The following is a 16,168-nucleotide window of genomic DNA, read 5'->3' on the forward strand; positions in this document are numbered from 1 at the left end:
GCATGAGCACGGTAGCCAACGTAAGCGCGGCCCAGATTGCCAGCGCGCAGACCACCGCCTCCACCCAGTCCGGGTTGAAGGAGGAAGTGCTGGAAAAAACCCGCAAGGCTGCCATCGAGTTCGAAGGCATGACCATTGGCGAAATGCTCCAGCCGATGTTTGATACGGTGGATAGCGCCCACGGCCTGTTTGGCGGCGGTGCCGCCGAGTCCCAGTTCCGCTCCCTGCAGGTGCTGGAAATGGGCAAGCAGATTGCCAATAATGGCGGCATTGGTCTGGCCGACAGCGTTTACCGCCAGATGCTGGCCATGCAGGAAAAAGCCCAGCAGGAAAAAGGTGAGTCATGACCGATAAGCCTGAAGACCTGCAAAGCCGCCTGTTGCAGGCATTTGGATCCGTAAGTGCCCTGCTGGAGCACGAAAACACGCTGCTCAAAACCGGTCAGTGGCAGGATGTGGAAAAACTGCTGCCGCGCAAGCGTGAGCTTATGGATGTGTTGCGCAAGCTGCTCCCACCGGGGCAGACCAAGCCGCTGACCGCCGAACAGCGCAGCGCCAAGGTTGAGCCGGACATGGAAGCAGCCGCCAAGCAGTTTAATGCTCTGGTGCGCGCCAACGAGGAACTGCTGCAAAGTGCCATTGCCGCGCAGGGTACGCTGATCAAACTTGTGCTCGATGATGCGGCACAGGAGCAGCGCACTGGCTATGGCGCATCGGGTGGCTATACGCTGGACCCCCACGCCGGAGCACTGGCGTTGCGGAGCGACGTATAGTCGCACCCGCGTAAGCCCTTGCCGTGGTGGGGCTGTCAGCTTTTACCAGTAACCGCCAATAACCTTGCGTGGCTGGTCCCCTGCGGGGTCGGCCCCGGCGTACCATGCGCTCCAGTCCCACAAAAAGGTGTCGCGCCGGTTTTCCGCCGTCATGCCCGCCAGTTCATCCACAACCGATTTGGGCTGCTGCTTTTTGTTCCGTATTTCGGTCGATGTCATGTTGTGCAGTGTGTGGAAGGCCGTTTCCGACCCCATATAAACACACCCACACCCGATCGGGTCTGCGTAAAGGTAGATCGGGCCATCGGGGGAGGGGCGGTAGGTCAACTCCCCGGGGGGGAGAAGGTTCATCATGGCGTAGCGCGCGGTTGTGTCCGCCTGATGGGCAATAAACCCGGCTTCGGACAGCTTTCTGCCTTCCGTCAGATACGGCGCGGCGGGGGACGAGCACCCCGCAAGCGCTATGCACAGCAGGCCGGTCGCAGCCTGCGCCAGCCGTTTTGCGGGGCGGGGTGTGGCCTTGGCCTGTAAGGGGCTGCCTGTGTGCATCTGGCGGGTTCCGTATTGTGGTTTTTAAGGGTGGGTCAGGCCGCGTCTGTCATGCACAGCGGCGGCACGCAGACAAACGCCTTCATGGTTGAATAATGCAGGCTCATCAACTGCGGGAGCGTTTGCGCGGCAGTGCCGCCATCCTGTGGGTTGGCCGCGGGTACGGTTGTGCTGGTCAGCGGCAGGCAGGCCTTGATCATTTTTTCCGCCCCCGTGGGGGAGATGGCGTAGCCGCTCACGCTCTGCGTGGCCAGCAGCGGGAAGGCAAGGGAGGTGACTTCCATCTCGCTCAGCGCACCCGCGCCACGGGCGGAATAGGGGGGCTGCACCGCGCCGTTGAACAGGGCCAGCTCGGGCAGGACATCAAACTGCAACGTGGAGCCGGGTGTGTTGCCCCACAGCACAAAGTCCCAGTCATGCGGCAGGCTGGCCAGAATGCGCGTGCTTTCGGCCTCAAAATTGGCGCACAGCACGGCGTTGCTTTCAAACACATGGGCGGCGGTCTGGTGCTGGGCCACATTGCCCCACAGCGAGACATGCGACAGGGCCTGTGCAAAGGCCGCGTGCGAGAACAGACATTCGGCCGAGATCAGGTTCATCTGCTTCATGGCCTGCACGTCCAGCGCCTGCTCGTCCATGCCGATGGAACGCACAAGGTCTGGCACATGGGCATTCAGTTGCAAGAACCGCTCTGTCTGGTTGAGTGCTGCATCGTTGCTGATGAAAAACTTGAACATCTATGGTTCCTGTCGGGTGGCGAGTACAAAAAATGCGCTCACAGATCGGGCGCATTGGGGGGCAGGCGCGGTCATGAGCAGAATACAACAACCATGACGGAACCAAATTTTGAGCAAAGGATACGGCAGAGTAGGGCGCATGAAAAGCCTAGACCTGTCACCAGACACGCAGGGGTATATTCCTGTGGCTTTGTTGGGTGCAAAATCGTATAATGGAGTGGAATACATATTTGTTTGGGGCCAGCAGGCAGTAACCGCTACGTTGGCAAAAGCACGTAAAGGATTGGATTGATGAGCATTAGCGGTATCTCGCCGGTAAGCCAGTATCTGACGGCCCTGAAAAATGAAGATACCGCAGCCTCCACCTTTGCTAAAACGGATGTGACCACCAAGCAGGCCTCGGTCGCGTTTGAGGAAGATGCCTCGTCCATCACTACCGTTGATGGGCTGATGAAAAATTATTCGGCTCTGAACGTGGTGCTGGGCGCGTATGGCATGGATTCGTATTCCTCCGCCACGGCGCTGGTCAAAAAGCTGTTGACGCAGGACCCGTCCTCCTCCTCGTCGCTGGCCAAGTCGTCCAGCAACGCCACGTGGCTGGCCTTTGCCGATGCGTTTAAAACATGGGGGGAAGGCGGGGGCACCGTGCAGACATCGCCGCTCACATCCTCTTCCATCTCCTCCATTATCAACGAATACGAAAGCGATACGGACACGTCGGTCCAGAGCGATATTTCGACGTTCAAACTCGCAGCCCCCGGCATTACCACCGCCTCTGCGCTGCTGGCCAATACAACTGTGCTCAATGTTGTTCTGAGTGCGTATGGCATGGATGCGCTGGAGGGAGACACCGCGGTCCTGAGTTCCCTGCTGACGCAGGACCCGTCCTCCTCCACATCACTGGCGCAAACATCGGGTAACTCCGCGTGGCAGATGTTCGCCTATGCTTTTCAGGACATGGGCAAAAACGGCGGTACGGCCACAGCCACGCCCTTTACCTCCAGCGTTATGACCACCATAGCGCAGGGGTACCAGATTGCTGTTGATTCGGCGGTGGATACGAACGTCAATACGTTCAAGGCGCAGGCGAGCACCATGACCTCGGCCTCCGATCTGCTGAACAACCAGACCGTCCTGTCCATGGTTATGTCCACCTATGGGCTGGATTCCAGCACGGACAACGCCAGTATTCTGAGTTCCCTGCTGACGCAGGACCCCACGTCCTCCACATCGCTGGCCCAGACGTCGGGTAACGCGGCGTGGCAGACCTTTGCCGAGGCGTTTAAAAATCTTGGCCAAAATGGCGGTACGGCTACCTCAACGCTGTTTACATCTGCAACCATTGCCGACATTGCCAGCAAATATTCCGATGCCATTGATGATGGGGCTACCAGCGCCATTAGCTCGTTCAAAAGCGATGCGGCGGGCATTACCTCCGCGTCCGCCCTGCTGAATAACAGCACGGCCCTGCAGGTTGTGCTGGGGGCCTATGGTCTTGGCTCGCTTGCGTCCGACCCCGCCGTGGTCAAGACCCTGCTGACGCAGGATCCCGATTCCTCCACATCACTCGCTCAGACATCGGGCAATACGGCGTGGCAGACTTTTGCCGAGGCATTTAAAGCATGGGGGCAAAACAACGGGCAGGGGGCAATTATGTCCACCTCCTTTGTGGCGTCGCTCACATCGGCCTTCCAGTCCAACACCAATGCGCTGGTGCAGTCGGGCGTAACGAGCTTTGAAAATGCGGCCGGTTCCATTACCACGGCGTCCGCTCTGCTGGCCAATACAGCCGTGCTTAATGTTGTGACCGGTGCGTATGGCATGGATGCATCGAGCAATGAACTCACCCTTCTGAGTTCCCTGCTGACGCAGGATCCGGCATCCTCCACATCGCTGGCGAGTGCTTCGAGTAATGCGTCCTGGCAGAGTTTTGCCACGGACTTCAAGGTCTGGGGAGCAAACGGCGGGAGTGTGAGCGCAACACCGTTCACGGCCACAAAAATTCAGAGCATCGTGGAAGATTACCAGTTGCGCCAGTACGAGGATAGCTCGGCTCTAAGTGATAATGGCGTGGGTAACGCGCTGTACTTTACCCGCACCATGAGCAGCATTACGTCCCTGTCGCAGCTTATGTCGGACCCGACCCTGCTCAAGGTGGCGGAGACCGTGTCGGGCTATGACCCGGACCAGTTTGGCGCGCTGGACTATGACCAGCAGGTGCGTCTGTTGTCCAAAAAAGTGGACCTGACCAAGCTGTCCACGCCCAAGCAGATCCAGCAGTACGCGGAGCAGTATCTGGCCATGTTACAGATCAACCCGCAAACGCCGGACACCCCCGCCAGCCTGCTTGACCTGTTTGGTGGGGATGACAGTGACGATGGCATTCTCGCTCTGTTTGGGGATAGTAGCGACGATTCCTCGGGCGATCTTTATTCCAGCCTGTTCTAGGCAAGGTGGCCCCACCCGCATGACGGGGGTGGGGCAGCATAACCCCGCATCTGGTTTGTTGTTGACGTGAGTTCGGACCCGCATTCCCCCTCGCCTGTTGAGGTCTCCGTATCCGCCCTATCAGGCGTGCTGGACGCGGTGCGTGGCGCCATTGCCGGCCCCCGGCATGACGTGCCGGTGGGTGTGCTGGAGGGGCGGGTGACCGGGCTTTCGGGCTTGTCGGTCTCGCTCAGCGGGCTGCGTGATTTTACGGGTGTGGGCGACCGCGTGACCATTTATGGGCTGGATGGGCGGCAGACGCAGGCCGAAATTGTGGCCTTTGCGCAGGATATTGCCATTGCCATGCCCTTTGGCTCGCTGGAGGGCATTGGCTCGGGGTGCCGCGCGACCTTCCGGCTGTATGATCAGGAGCAGCGCCGCCGCCGGGCGGGGGGCACGCTCATTGTCAATGCTGGGTGGCAGGGCCGGGTGGTGGACCCCATGGGCCGCCCGATGGATGGCAAAGGCCCGCTTCCGTCCGAAGGCACGGCCCAGCGGCTCCATGCCTCCCCGCCAGAGGCCGCCATGCGTGGCCGCCTTGGCCCGCGCATAGACCTTGGGGTGCGCGCACTCAACCTGTTTACCACCTGCCGCGAGGGCCAGCGCCTTGGCCTGTTCGCAGGCTCGGGCGTGGGTAAATCCACCCTTATGGGCATGCTTGCGCGTGATACGGCATGCGATGTGGCGGTCATTGCGCTGGTGGGCGAACGTGGGCGTGAAGTGCGCGAGTTTGTGGAGGATGATCTGGGGCCGGAGGGGCTGGCCAAGTCCGTTGTGGTGGTCGCCACGTCCGATACATCCCCCCTTATGCGGCGTGAGGCCGCTTATGCCGCCATGGCCGTGGCCGAGCACTTCCGTGATCAGGGCAAATCGGTGCTGATGCTGATGGATAGCGTGACCCGCTTCTGTCAGGCATTGCGAGAGATCGGTCTGTCCTCGGGCGAGCCACCGGCCACGCGCGGCTATCCGCCCAGTGTGTTTGCTGAACTCCCCCGCCTGCTCGAACGCGCAGGCCCGGGCCTGATGGACGAGCACGGCCATGCAGGGCAGATGACGGCCATGTTCTCCGTACTTGTGGAAGGCGATGACCAGAACGAACCCGTGGCCGATGCCGTGCGCGGTATTCTGGACGGGCATGTGGTGCTGGAGCGCCGCATTGCGGAATCCGGGCGTTACCCTGCGGTCAACGTCCTGCGCTCGCTCTCGCGCACCGTGCCGGGATGCCTGACGGAGGAGGAGAACCAGCTTGTGCTGCAAGCGCGCTCCTGCCTGTCCACATGGGATGAGATGCAGGATATGGTGCGCCTTGGTGCGTACCGCCCCGGCAACGACCAGCGCGTGGACGAGGCCATTCGCGTGGCTCCCGCGGTGGAGGAAATGCTCAAGCAGCGCAAGGGCGAACGCGCGACCCTGCCTGAAAGTTTTGATGCTCTGCGCGGCGCGCTATCGTAGCTGAACACCCATGAGCAGTGCGCGAATCCGCTCCCTTAAAGCGCTTATCCGTGTGCGCAAAAAAGAGGTGGACGAGGCCCGTGCAGGCATGTCCCGCGCGCTGGCGGCCGAAAACGCGGCCATGACCGAGCTTGAGCGGCAACTGACCCAGATTGAAGTGGAGCGTGACGAGGCCGAGGGCGATGCCGGGCGGGAGACCTTCCGCCTGTGGCTGCCTGTTGCGCAGGAGAACCTGGCGCGGGCGGAAGATGTGGTGCGCAAGACCCGCAACGATTCCATGCGTGTGCGGGAGGAGCTGATACAGGCCAACGCCGCCTTCAAGGCCGCGCAGACCCTGCTTGACAAGCGCGAGGAGGAGGAGCGTGTTCTACAGGCCCGGCGCGAACAGGCCGAACTGGACGATCTGGCCCGGCGCGCCCGCCCGTTTTTTTTGTAAGTCCGGGTCAGTTCCATCGTTTGGTCGGAATAAACGGCAAAGCCGTGAAAAAACGATGGCAAATGGCTCTTTTCTTATGTTTGATCCTTGAGAAAGCAGAGTGCGCCCGCTATCGCTTACAGATCATAAGGGGCTGACAGTGATCGTGAGATGCGACCCGTTTCTCCCCACACTCGTGAGTGATTAGGAAAACGTATGCAACAGACAGCGCAGCAACCCGCAAAAATTTTTATTGCGACCCCCTGTTTTGGTGGGATGGTTACGCAGGAGTATATGGAATCCATCATTGCATGCGCCGGAGTGCTTCAGGTCCCCATGACCCTCTCCCTGTTGGGGGATGACGCCATGATCAGCCGCGCGCGCAACACCCTTACGCATAAATTCCTCACGCTGTCTGACGCAACGCATCTTTTGTTCATTGATGCCGATATCGGCTTTCCGGCCGAAGCTCCCGCCCGCCTGCTGGCCGCTGGCAAGGATGTGGTGGCCGGTGCCTACCCGATCCGCGAATATTTCTGGGACAAAACCACGCAGGAAAACATGCTGCATGGTGAGCCGCAGGACACCGCCTCCCTCCGTTATGTGGGCGAGACGGAGGCCATGCACCAGCAGATTGAAAAAGGGCCAATGGTCAAAACCCATTACGCGGGTACGGGGTTCATGCTCATCAGCCGCACCGCACTTGAGCGTATGGTCAAAGCCTACCCCGAGACCGCCTATACCCGCATAGACGCCGCTAACGGCGAGACAGGCAGCACCGCCCACGCTCTGTTTGACGGCAGCATTGACCCCGAAACCGGAACCTATCAGAGCGAGGACTTTACCTTCTGCCGCCGCTGGCGCGAAATTGGGGGCGAAGTCTGGCTGGATACATCCATCAATCTGACACATGCAGGCCGCGCCGCGTTCCACGGCAAGCCGGGCTGCCGTGTTGGCATGGTTCACCACAAGGGCGCCTAAGGTCGCAATAGCACCACATGCCAGATAACAAAAAACGCCCCATCATTATCAAACGTGTGAGTGATTCGGGCGAGTCGGGTCATCATGGCGGCGCATGGAAAATTGCGTACGCTGACTTTATGACGGCCATGATGGCCTTCTTTCTGGTCATGTGGCTGATCAATGCAACAACGGAGGAACAGCGCAAGGGTATTGCGCAGTTCTTTAACCCCATGGCGGAAAAAGACACCCGCCTTGGTTCCTCCAACGGCATGCTCGAAACATCTCCCTCTCCCCTTACGGCAGGGACCACCTTGCGCAAGGTCAAGGATGGAGATGCCCCAGATGATGACGGCGGCGAACAGTCCGGTGCCAAGGATGCGGCCCGCCGCTCGGAGGAGGGTGGCTCGCCCGATAATATTACCCGTGGGCTCAAGGCGCATCTGACCCCCGCATCTCCTGCCATTATTCCCGTTGGCGGGCCGGAGAGCGGTGGTGGCAAAAGTATTGGCACCATTGGCGTGGACAACCCCGTGGCCGCTGCTGCCGAACAGACCAAGATCGACAACATGGTGCAGGGGCTTGAGCAGTCCGTGGCGCAGAACCCCGATACGCAGGAGGCGGCCAAGAACATGTCCGTCTCCTTCGGGCGGGATGACATCCGTATTGAACTGCGTGACGCCAACAACACCCCCATGTTCGACACGGCCTCGGCCACCCCCAACGCCGCCGGGCGCAAAATGCTGGAGCAGATTGGCGCGTGGCTGGCCCCCATGCCCGAGCAGCTCTCCATTGTGGGTTATACGGATGCCGACCAGTACCGCGCCACCAAGCGCGGCAATGGCATGTCCAACTGGACCCTGTCCGCCCAGCGGGCCGACGGCGCGCGTGAGGTGCTGGTCAGGGCCGGTTACCCTGATCGCAATATCCTGAGCGTTTCGGGCCGTGCGGATCGGGACCTCGCTTTGCCATCAGACCCCGGATCGGCTGCCAACCGACGTGTGGTGCTTATTCTGCACCGCCGCTTTGTAAACCCCGATCAGGCGGGTGGGGCCATTGTGCCACTCCCTGCCGCCGGTGGCGCGCCAGCAACGCAGCCCACAGGTGCGGCTGGCCAGCCCGCAACACCCCCGGCTGCAGCCAATGGCGCGCCCGCTGCCCCCGTAGGCGGGCAGACGCCCCCAGCCCCCGCTCCGGCAGCACCCGCTCCCGCGGCGCGGCGGACCAGAGGTGTGCGTGTGCGCGCGGCAACACGCCCAAGAGCAGCCCAGCCCGAGCAGGCCCAGCCTCCGGCAGACCAGCCTTTTCAACCCTCGCAGGATACGTGGACACCCGCGCCGCAGTAGCCCGCCCGTAACACGATGATGATTGTGCCCCCCGCAGTTGCTGACCGCGTGGTGCAAGTAGATGGAAGTGGAGACCGTTAAATGCTGTTCATCGGGGGGCTCATTTTTGCGCTGCTCTGCGTATTTGGTTCGTTCGTGGCATCGGGTGGGGCGCTTGCTCCGCTTATCATGTCCATGCCGTTCGAGCTGCTGACCATTCTTGGGGCCGCGGTGGGTATTTTTGTCATGTCCAATTCCAAGGACGTGCTCAAGGAGTTCCCGCACTACCTGCGCCGCACCATCAAAGGCCCGCGCTACAACAAGGCGGCTTACACGGAGCTTCTGGTCACGCTGTTCCGCTTCATGCGGCTGGCGCAGGCCAAGGGCAACATGGCGCTTGAAGAGCACATTGAAAACCCGAACGACAGCAGCATTTTCGCGCTCTCCCCCAATGTGCGGGACGACGTGCCAACCCGCGCGCTGATCTGCGATTACCTGCGTCTGGTCAGCCTGAACATGGATGACGCCTACCAGCTGGATGAGGTCATGGGCCGCGAGCTCAAAAAGAACCTGAGCGAGGAGCTGCATACATCCGAAAGCCTGCAAAGCATTGCCGACGCCCTGCCAGCCCTTGGCATTGTGGCCGCCGTGCTCGGGGTTATCAAAACCATGGCCTCCATCAGCAAGCCGCCGGTCATTCTGGGTGAGATGATTGCTGGCGCGCTTGTAGGGACCTTCCTTGGTGTGCTTTTGTCTTATGGCGTTGTGGCCCCACTTTCGTCTAGAATGCGCGATGTGGTCATGCAGGACGCACGGTACCAGGACCTGATCCGCACGGTGTTTGTGGCGCATCTGCAAGGCAACCCGCCGCAGATCTGCGCGGAAATCGGGCGTAAGGATATTCCTCATGCGTTTATGCCAACCTTTGCCGAGCTTGATTCTGCCCTGTCCGAGGCCAGCAACCCCGGCGCGGGTGCCGCTGCCTGAGCGTAGGATAATGTTGGCGGCCGCACCGCTGGCGGGATGGAGGACGTAATGGGTATCAAGTCTACAAATGCTTCGAACCTGAGCGAAAGTGCACAGGAAACGCCTCTGTCCTCCCTGTTGGCCGCCATTGCGTCACGCAGCACCACGGGGGTTTCCTCCCCCACTACGCAGAGCAGTGGCTTTGCTGCCGTGCTCAAAAGCATGTCCGCCCCCGCCACCACCACGCAGGCCCGTGCCGCCAGCACGCAGCAGAGCGCCACCAGCGCATCCAGCTCCAGCGCAACACAGACGGATACGGACAACACGGCCGATACCGCCGACCAGACCAGCCAGTCCGGCAGTACCCCTGCTGCGCGGGCCAGCACAACGGCGGATACAAAGTCCACCAAGTCCCACGCCACAGCGAACAAAACTACCAGTAAAACCGCTAGTGGCGCCAAGGCCACAGACCAGTCAGACAAGGCCCAGAGTGCCGCCAAAGCCCGGAAAATCCAGTCCGACACCAGTGATGACGACACCACGCCGACGACAGCCAGTACCACGGATGCCACCACCACGGCCGATGCCAGCCAGAGCGTTCAGGACGCAACACCCCTGAGCATGGCCGAAACCCTGATGCAGATGCTCTTGCAAAGTGCCGCCAGCATGCCGGTGCAAACCCAGAGCACAGCGGGGGATACAGCCGGGAGCAGTGGCAGTAGCGACAGCGCATCCGCCACGGCCAGCACAACGGACGCCACGCAGGCTGCAACAGCACTTGCCGCCACGTTGGCCGCAGCCGAGCAGGCAGGAGGGGGGCAGGGTGTAACCTCCGCGACCAATACATTGCAGAACATGTTGAACACTACCGTGGATTCGCTTGCGGCCATGGGGCTGGGTGCGGGGCAGAGTGGTTCCCTCTCGCTCACCGCCGGGTTGTCCGGGGTTGCCACGGCGTTGGCCTCGGCTTTGGCCCAGCCCGCAACGAGTGCCACAGGGGCAGGTCTTGCCAGCGTTTTGCAGGATATGGCCACCACGCAGGCACAGGCTGGCGTGGCATCGGCTGTGTCGGTGCCCGTGGCGCAGAGCACGCCTTTGGAGCAACTGGCGGGTAGTATGGCCACCAGTAAGGCTGCCAGCGGTGCGGTCGGGGTGTCCGCCGCAGGTGGGGCAGCTGCTCAGGTATCGGGCACGCAGGCGGCTTCCACCGGCACTACGGACACGGAGCAGCAGGTGGCGTTAACGCTCCAGCAGGTTGCCGCGTCCATGAGCAATGTGAGCGTTACCCAGTCCCCGCAGCAGGCAACGCAGGCCGCGGACGAAGCGAATGGCACCCCCCTGAATGCCACCAGCCTGACCCCCGATGCCACAACCGCCATGGTGGCGCTGGGCAGCACAGTGCAGGAATCCACGGCTCAGGGGCAGTCCGCTTTTTCCGGGCAGTCCGGTAACGGTGGGGGGGAAGAAGGGCAGGCCATGCTGGCCGATGGTACAGCGCAGGCCGGCACGCTGGCGCAGAATGCCGTGGCGCAGGGGGCTTCCTCCTTTGCGTCCACACTGGGTACGGCGCTGGGTGGGAATAGTGGTCAGACAACTGCATCCGCGCAGACCCCGGCTGCCAATACTGTGACGACCGAAGACGAACAGACAGGTGGCCTGTTCTCCCTCGCCAGTACGGGAAGTGGCGATACGGATGTTTCCATGACCGTCATGACCGCCGATTCCACACCCGTGCATGTGCGCGTGCAGGGGGCTGATGGCGTGACCACAGGTGTTGTTCTGCAAAGCGAGGACGCCGCAACCGCGCACCATTTGGCCAACACACGGCACGAGCTTGTTGCAGCATTGGATGCGGCGGGTGTAAACGTAGGACAGATCAAGATTGATGTTGTGAACCCGAGTGACACGGGCAACAGCACCTCCCAGCAGGATACCGGCAGTGGTGCGGCCTCCGGTGGAGCGTTTGGGGGGGCAAATACCAGTGCGGGGCAGGGCAGTGGCCAGCAGACAGGCGGTAACGCATGGACTGCCAGTGCCTCATCCGCAGGGCAGGATGTGACGGATGCCGCAGCGCAGGGCAGCAGTACGGCGGCTTCTGCCACGCGCGCATATGATGGACGTGGGGTTAACATTACCGCCTGACCCGGGCGTATTACAGGCACACAGGAAGGAAGCGGGCGCATGTCCACGACATCACTGACAACAAACGAGTACACCCTGCTCTCGGCAGCAGAATCGACGGCCAAAAGCTCCGCGGCTACGTCCAGCTCGACGTCTTCTTCCACGTCGTCCACCTCGTCGACGGCGGCCCTGTCCTCGCTTGCTGATAACTACACCACGTTCCTGACCCTGCTGACCACGCAGCTCCAGCATCAGGACCCCAGCAGCCCCATGAGCAGTGACTCGTTCACCAGCGAACTGGTGGAGTTTGCCGGGGTGGAACAGCAGGTGCAGACCAATACCAAGCTGTCCTCGCTTATTTCGCTCAACGAGAGCGGGCAGCTCAGTGCGGACAGTGCGCTTGTTGGCTCGCAGGCCACGGCCACCACCACCACCCTGCCGTTGCAGAACAGCTCTGCCACACTCAACTATCAGGGCACATCGGGGCAGACCGTGGCTATTGCCGTGTCCAATTCCGCTGGCACCATTGTCAAGGACGATCTGGTTACCGCCAGCAGCGGCACCAACACCTGGACATGGGACGGCACGGACAACAGTGGCAACAAGCTGTCCGATGGGGCTTACAGCGTTGCGGTCAAGACCATGGATTCGTCGGGTAACACGTCCGATGCTTCCTTTACGGTTACGGGCACCATTACCGGCATCCAGACCGGTACGGACGATATGGAAGTGCAGATGGGTGGGGCCACCATCCCCATGAGCAGCCTTATCAACGTGTCCAAGTCTTCCACGTCGTCCACAACCTCGGATACATCGACCTCGTCGGATACAGATGCGGATACGTCTTCCTCGACCGGGTCGTAATTTATGGGGGGGGTGTGGCGTTGCCATGCCCCTCCTCAACGGTTGAGCAATTGCGCCCATGGTGGCGGGGCGGGCCATGTATTCATGGCTCTTTTTTTGCCAACGTTAAAATAAACCTGACATATGTCTTAACATTAAATTGACTAACCCGGGGTAAAACCGGCTATGCCTTACGCTGATAACTGGCAGTAAGGCGGAAAAATTATGTTGGCATGGTTTACCGAAAAAGCACCGCTACGGCGGAAAATCTCCATCGTTATGGCCTGCCTGCAAGCCTACATGATTTTACAGATTCTGATGCAGCTCGTCAGTTCCGAGTTGGACCTGCCGCTGGCTGTGCAGCGTTATCTGGGGTTGGGTGGCTTTGCGGTCAGCTCCCTTATGGTGTTTCTGGCCCGCTGGCTGCTGATCAGCCGTGCCGCTGTTTCGTTTGAGACCATTACGACCCTGACCGAGCGGATTGCTGATGGCAAGCTGGATGAGAGCATTCCCTATCTCAACTGGTCCGACTGTGCAGGCCGTCTTGCCAAGGCGCTGGCCACGTTCCGCACGGCGCTGGTCAAACAGCTTGACCTGCAACAGATCGCACAGAACATTGCGGCCGAGCAGCAGCGCCTGAGCACCCTGACGCAAGAGCGTGCGGTGGAGCAGAATGGCCTTATTACGGAGCTGGGCAAGGGGCTGCGCACACTGGCTGACCGCAATCTGGCATTCCAGTTTACATCTCCTTTTGCGCCGGAGTTCGACGCCCTGCGCCGCGATTTTAACGAGGCTGTATCTTCCTTGGCGGAAGCCATGGAAGAAGTGGCTGCGGCCTCCGCCCTTATTCAGGGCGGGTCGATGGAAATTGCGGAAGCCTCGCAGGATTTTGCCCAGCGGACCGAGCGGCAGGCTGCGGCCATGGGCCAGATGGCGGCCTCTATTACCAGTGTTAAAAACGGCGTGGACGACCAGTCCGAAGCCGCGCAGGAAGCGCGCGATGCAGCCCAGAGCGCTCATGCCGCCGTGCAGCGTTCCACCAAGGTCATGCTGACTGCCATGTCTGCCATTCAGGAAATTGCAACGTCGTCGGCCAAAATGTCCGCTATTATTGGCATTATTGATGACATTGCCTTCCAGACCAACCTGCTGGCCCTGAACGCAGGGGTGGAAGCTGCCCGCGCGGGCGATGCAGGGCGTGGCTTTGCCGTGGTGGCGACCGAAATCCGGGCACTGGCCCAGCGTTCCTCCACATCCTCGCGCGATATTCGCAGCCTGATCGAAATTTCCACCAAACAGGTGACCGAGGGCGTGCGCCTTGTGGAACAGACCGACAAGGAACTCAGACTGGTGGCCGGGCAGGTGGAGGCCATTACCGGCCATGTGTCCAACATAGCCAGTGTTGCGCGTGAGCAGGTGGGCAGCCTGGGTGAGGTCAACACCGCCGCCACCCATATTGACGCCACCACCCAGCAGAACGCGGCCATGGTGGAACAGACCGCGGCTGCTGCCCATAACCTCAAGACCGAGGCGGCTAATCTGGTAAGCGTTGTTGGCCACTTTACGCTGCCCGGCGCAGGTCCGGCACTGGCGGGGCCAAGTGGTGGCAAGGGGCGTGCCGCACTGGCGGGTCCGGGTTCCTCCGCGCCGCGCCGTCCGGCCGCTATTGCACCAAGCAAACCGGCACCTGCCCGCCAGTTGGAAAGCAGTGGGGCGGACGGCTGGTCGGAGTTCTAAGGAATAATTTTGGCCGTGACTATGGTGGTGTTCATGCACTGCCATTCACGGCTGATTTTTAGGATGTAAAAATCCCAGATTGCTCAGGCAGACAGCGCGTAGGAGCGGGGCACATAGTCTTTGTGTTTGTGCCGCAATGCTACTCTTCTGTCCTTATCTTGGCTCTGACCAATTTAGTCAGCCATCAATGCGCCAGAAAGCTAGTGGCAATTTAACATGGCATTTTGGTGGAGGCGGTGTAATATGAGAGATAAGGTCAGGAAAGGTTTCCAAGAGTATGCAGCCACTTCATGTTATTGTGCAGGCAGGTGGTCGTGGTAGTCGTCTTCGTCATCACACATGGAACAAGCCAAAATGTTTGGTTTCCGTAAATGGAAAACCAATTCTCTATCATTTGTTCGATAGATTTCCGGATGCACATTTTGTTATTATCGGGGATTATCTTCATGAGCAGTTGAAGAAGTATCTCCAGATCAATCCACCTGACGTGCCCTATAAACTGGTGCAGGCAAGTGGAAAAGGCACCCTTTCGGGTGTGAGTCAGGCACTGGACTATATTCCAGCACAAGCGCCTTTGGTGCTAACATGGAGTGACCTGATTATTGGAAACTTACCGCCATGGCCACAAACAGATCTGCCAGTGGTGTGCACAACAGATAGTTTTACATGCCGATGGACTGTTGCCCCTGATGGGACTTTTCATGAACAGGTCGGTAGCAAAGACGGCATTCCCGGCATGTTTTATTTCTCGCATGCTTCGGCTTTTCCAAAACCGCCAGTTCAGGGCGAGTTTATGAAATGGTTTGCCGCAAACGTAAAGCTTAGTGTTCTTCTGAATTGTCCGGATATGGAAGAACTGGGAGAGTTTTCCAGTATTGAAGAAAGCAATGATAGAGCAGGATTTTGTCGTTTTTTCAATAAGGTGGAAATTAAAGAGACGCAGGTCATAAAAACTGTTGTTGACCCACAGTACAACTCTTTGCATGAAAAAGAAATCGCTTGGTATTCTGCGGCACAAGCGTTGGGTTTTCGGCGCATTCCAAAGATTTTTTCAAAAAATCCTTTAGTCCTTGAGCGCATTAGTGGACAGCATGCTTACGACATAAAAGATTTTACAAAACGTGAGCGTCGGGCAGTTATGGCGGACTATCTGGATTCCCTTATTGCTCTGCATGAACTTGACCGTGCTCCAGCAAATGCTGGTGCGGTAAAAGAAGTTTATCTTAATAAAACAGTGCAGCGTGTTGAGAGTGTTTCGGATATTATTATCGGATTTGAAAATGACACCATGACAATTAATGGTAGGAAATGCAGGAATGTTTTTTCTATTAAATATATGGGAATATTGCAAAGTATATTGCATGAACTCGCAGTTGAAGAATTTGTTCCTATTCATGGAGATGCTACATTTTCTAATACATTGATAGATGATAAGTTGCGCGTGTGGTTTATTGACCCGCGTGGTTACTTTGATAAGCCAGGCATTATGGGAGATGCTTGGTACGATTTTGCCAAGGTTTATTATTCAGCCGTCGGTGGGTATGATTTCTTTAACCGTCGGAAGTTTAAGCTACATATTGACCATGAGACAGTTGAAGTTCTTATGGAAGAATCTAGTTTTTATGAAACTGCGCAAGAAATTTTTGCAGAGTATTTTGGTAAGGATCTGGCAAGAATTAAAATTCTTCATGGGCTGATTTGGCTGTCATTCTCAGGATATGCAAAAGACGATATCGATTCGGTAATGGGATCGTTTTATATGGGATTGTATTGGTTGGAAGATGGGCTTTCAGCCCTTTGAAAA

At 58.9% G+C, this 16,168-nt stretch carries 14 protein-coding genes; 12 read left to right on the top strand and 2 right to left on the bottom strand.

Translation table 11 applies throughout. The annotated features are described in order from the left end of the window. Nucleotides 1-2 precede the first annotated feature (2 nt). Nucleotides 3-347: a rod-binding protein gene (locus GOB86_RS05485; RefSeq protein ID WP_165991362.1), complete on the top strand. Its 345-nt coding sequence runs from the start codon at nt 3-5 to the stop codon at nt 345-347. After that, a complete protein-coding gene (locus tag GOB86_RS05490; protein WP_165991363.1) occupies nt 344-772 on the top strand; it encodes a hypothetical protein in 429 nt (142 codons plus the stop codon). Before GOB86_RS05485 ends, GOB86_RS05490 begins: the two co-directional genes overlap by 4 nt. A gap of 42 nt (nt 773-814) precedes the next feature. On the opposite strand, the gene GOB86_RS05495 is transcribed toward GOB86_RS05490, so the two are convergent. Both GOB86_RS05495 and GOB86_RS05500 read right to left on the bottom strand, forming a co-directional pair. Then, nucleotides 815-1,321: a hypothetical protein gene (locus GOB86_RS05495; protein ID WP_165991364.1), complete on the bottom strand. Its 507-nt coding sequence runs from the start codon at nt 1,319-1,321 to the stop codon at nt 815-817. Between the two features lie 35 nt (nt 1,322-1,356). Next, nucleotides 1,357-2,058, bottom strand: coding sequence for a glycosyl transferase (locus GOB86_RS05500; RefSeq protein ID WP_165991365.1), 702 nt, complete (start codon nt 2,056-2,058; stop codon nt 1,357-1,359). A 291-nt stretch (nt 2,059-2,349) separates the two neighbouring features. On the opposite strand from GOB86_RS05500, the gene GOB86_RS05505 reads away from it, so the two are divergent. The 10 genes from GOB86_RS05505 to GOB86_RS05550 all read left to right on the top strand — a co-directional run bounded on the left by GOB86_RS05505 (nt 2,350) and on the right by GOB86_RS05550 (nt 16,165). Then, entirely contained in the window at nt 2,350-4,506 is a 2,157-nt protein-coding gene (locus GOB86_RS05505; RefSeq protein WP_165991366.1) for a DUF1217 domain-containing protein, read from the top strand. Nucleotides 4,507-4,644: 138 nt separating this feature from the next. Beyond that, nucleotides 4,645-5,997, top strand: coding sequence for a flagellar protein export ATPase FliI (gene fliI / locus GOB86_RS05510; protein ID WP_165991420.1), 1,353 nt, complete (start codon nt 4,645-4,647; stop codon nt 5,995-5,997). A 10-nt stretch (nt 5,998-6,007) separates the two neighbouring features. After that, nucleotides 6,008-6,433, top strand: coding sequence for a flagellar export protein FliJ (locus GOB86_RS05515; RefSeq protein WP_165991367.1), 426 nt, complete (start codon nt 6,008-6,010; stop codon nt 6,431-6,433). A 195-nt stretch (nt 6,434-6,628) separates the two neighbouring features. After that, entirely contained in the window at nt 6,629-7,393 is a 765-nt protein-coding gene (locus GOB86_RS05520; protein ID WP_165991368.1) for a hypothetical protein, read from the top strand. A 17-nt stretch (nt 7,394-7,410) separates the two neighbouring features. Beyond that, entirely contained in the window at nt 7,411-8,718 is a 1,308-nt protein-coding gene (locus tag GOB86_RS05525; RefSeq protein ID WP_194301097.1) for a flagellar motor protein MotB, read from the top strand. Between the two features lie 81 nt (nt 8,719-8,799). Continuing rightward, a complete protein-coding gene (gene motA, locus GOB86_RS05530; RefSeq protein ID WP_165991369.1) occupies nt 8,800-9,684 on the top strand; it encodes a flagellar motor stator protein MotA in 885 nt (294 codons plus the stop codon). Between the two features lie 48 nt (nt 9,685-9,732). Then, a complete protein-coding gene (locus tag GOB86_RS05535; protein WP_165991370.1) occupies nt 9,733-11,805 on the top strand; it encodes a hypothetical protein in 2,073 nt (690 codons plus the stop codon). Between the two features lie 39 nt (nt 11,806-11,844). After that, a complete protein-coding gene (locus tag GOB86_RS05540; RefSeq protein WP_165991371.1) occupies nt 11,845-12,648 on the top strand; it encodes a flagellar hook assembly protein FlgD in 804 nt (267 codons plus the stop codon). Between the two features lie 204 nt (nt 12,649-12,852). Beyond that, nucleotides 12,853-14,364: a methyl-accepting chemotaxis protein gene (locus GOB86_RS05545; RefSeq protein ID WP_165991372.1), complete on the top strand. Its 1,512-nt coding sequence runs from the start codon at nt 12,853-12,855 to the stop codon at nt 14,362-14,364. A gap of 277 nt (nt 14,365-14,641) precedes the next feature. Further along, entirely contained in the window at nt 14,642-16,165 is a 1,524-nt protein-coding gene (locus tag GOB86_RS05550; RefSeq protein ID WP_165991373.1) for an NTP transferase domain-containing protein, read from the top strand. Nucleotides 16,166-16,168 lie beyond the last annotated feature (3 nt).

This window comes from Acetobacter lambici (assembly GCF_011516885.1).
In the GTDB taxonomy this organism is placed as follows: Bacteria; Pseudomonadota; Alphaproteobacteria; order Acetobacterales; family Acetobacteraceae; genus Acetobacter; species Acetobacter lambici.

Excerpts from the sequence above, each read along its gene's own strand:
- GOB86_RS05485 (WP_165991362.1), top strand. The coding sequence starts at position 3 with ATGAGCACGGTAGCCAACGTAAGCGCGGCCCAGATTGCCAGCGCGCAG.
- GOB86_RS05490 (WP_165991363.1), top strand. The coding sequence starts at position 344 with ATGACCGATAAGCCTGAAGACCTGCAAAGCCGCCTGTTGCAGGCATTT.
- GOB86_RS05495 (WP_165991364.1), bottom strand. The coding sequence starts at position 1,321 with ATGCACACAGGCAGCCCCTTACAGGCCAAGGCCACACCCCGCCCCGCA.
- GOB86_RS05500 (WP_165991365.1), bottom strand. The coding sequence starts at position 2,058 with ATGTTCAAGTTTTTCATCAGCAACGATGCAGCACTCAACCAGACAGAG.
- GOB86_RS05505 (WP_165991366.1), top strand. The coding sequence starts at position 2,350 with ATGAGCATTAGCGGTATCTCGCCGGTAAGCCAGTATCTGACGGCCCTG.
- GOB86_RS05515 (WP_165991367.1), top strand. The coding sequence starts at position 6,008 with ATGAGCAGTGCGCGAATCCGCTCCCTTAAAGCGCTTATCCGTGTGCGC.
- GOB86_RS05520 (WP_165991368.1), top strand. The coding sequence starts at position 6,629 with ATGCAACAGACAGCGCAGCAACCCGCAAAAATTTTTATTGCGACCCCC.
- GOB86_RS05525 (WP_194301097.1), top strand. The coding sequence starts at position 7,411 with ATGCCAGATAACAAAAAACGCCCCATCATTATCAAACGTGTGAGTGAT.
- motA (WP_165991369.1), top strand. The coding sequence starts at position 8,800 with ATGCTGTTCATCGGGGGGCTCATTTTTGCGCTGCTCTGCGTATTTGGT.
- GOB86_RS05535 (WP_165991370.1), top strand. The coding sequence starts at position 9,733 with ATGGGTATCAAGTCTACAAATGCTTCGAACCTGAGCGAAAGTGCACAG.
- GOB86_RS05540 (WP_165991371.1), top strand. The coding sequence starts at position 11,845 with ATGTCCACGACATCACTGACAACAAACGAGTACACCCTGCTCTCGGCA.
- GOB86_RS05545 (WP_165991372.1), top strand. The coding sequence starts at position 12,853 with ATGTTGGCATGGTTTACCGAAAAAGCACCGCTACGGCGGAAAATCTCC.
- GOB86_RS05550 (WP_165991373.1), top strand. The coding sequence starts at position 14,642 with ATGCAGCCACTTCATGTTATTGTGCAGGCAGGTGGTCGTGGTAGTCGT.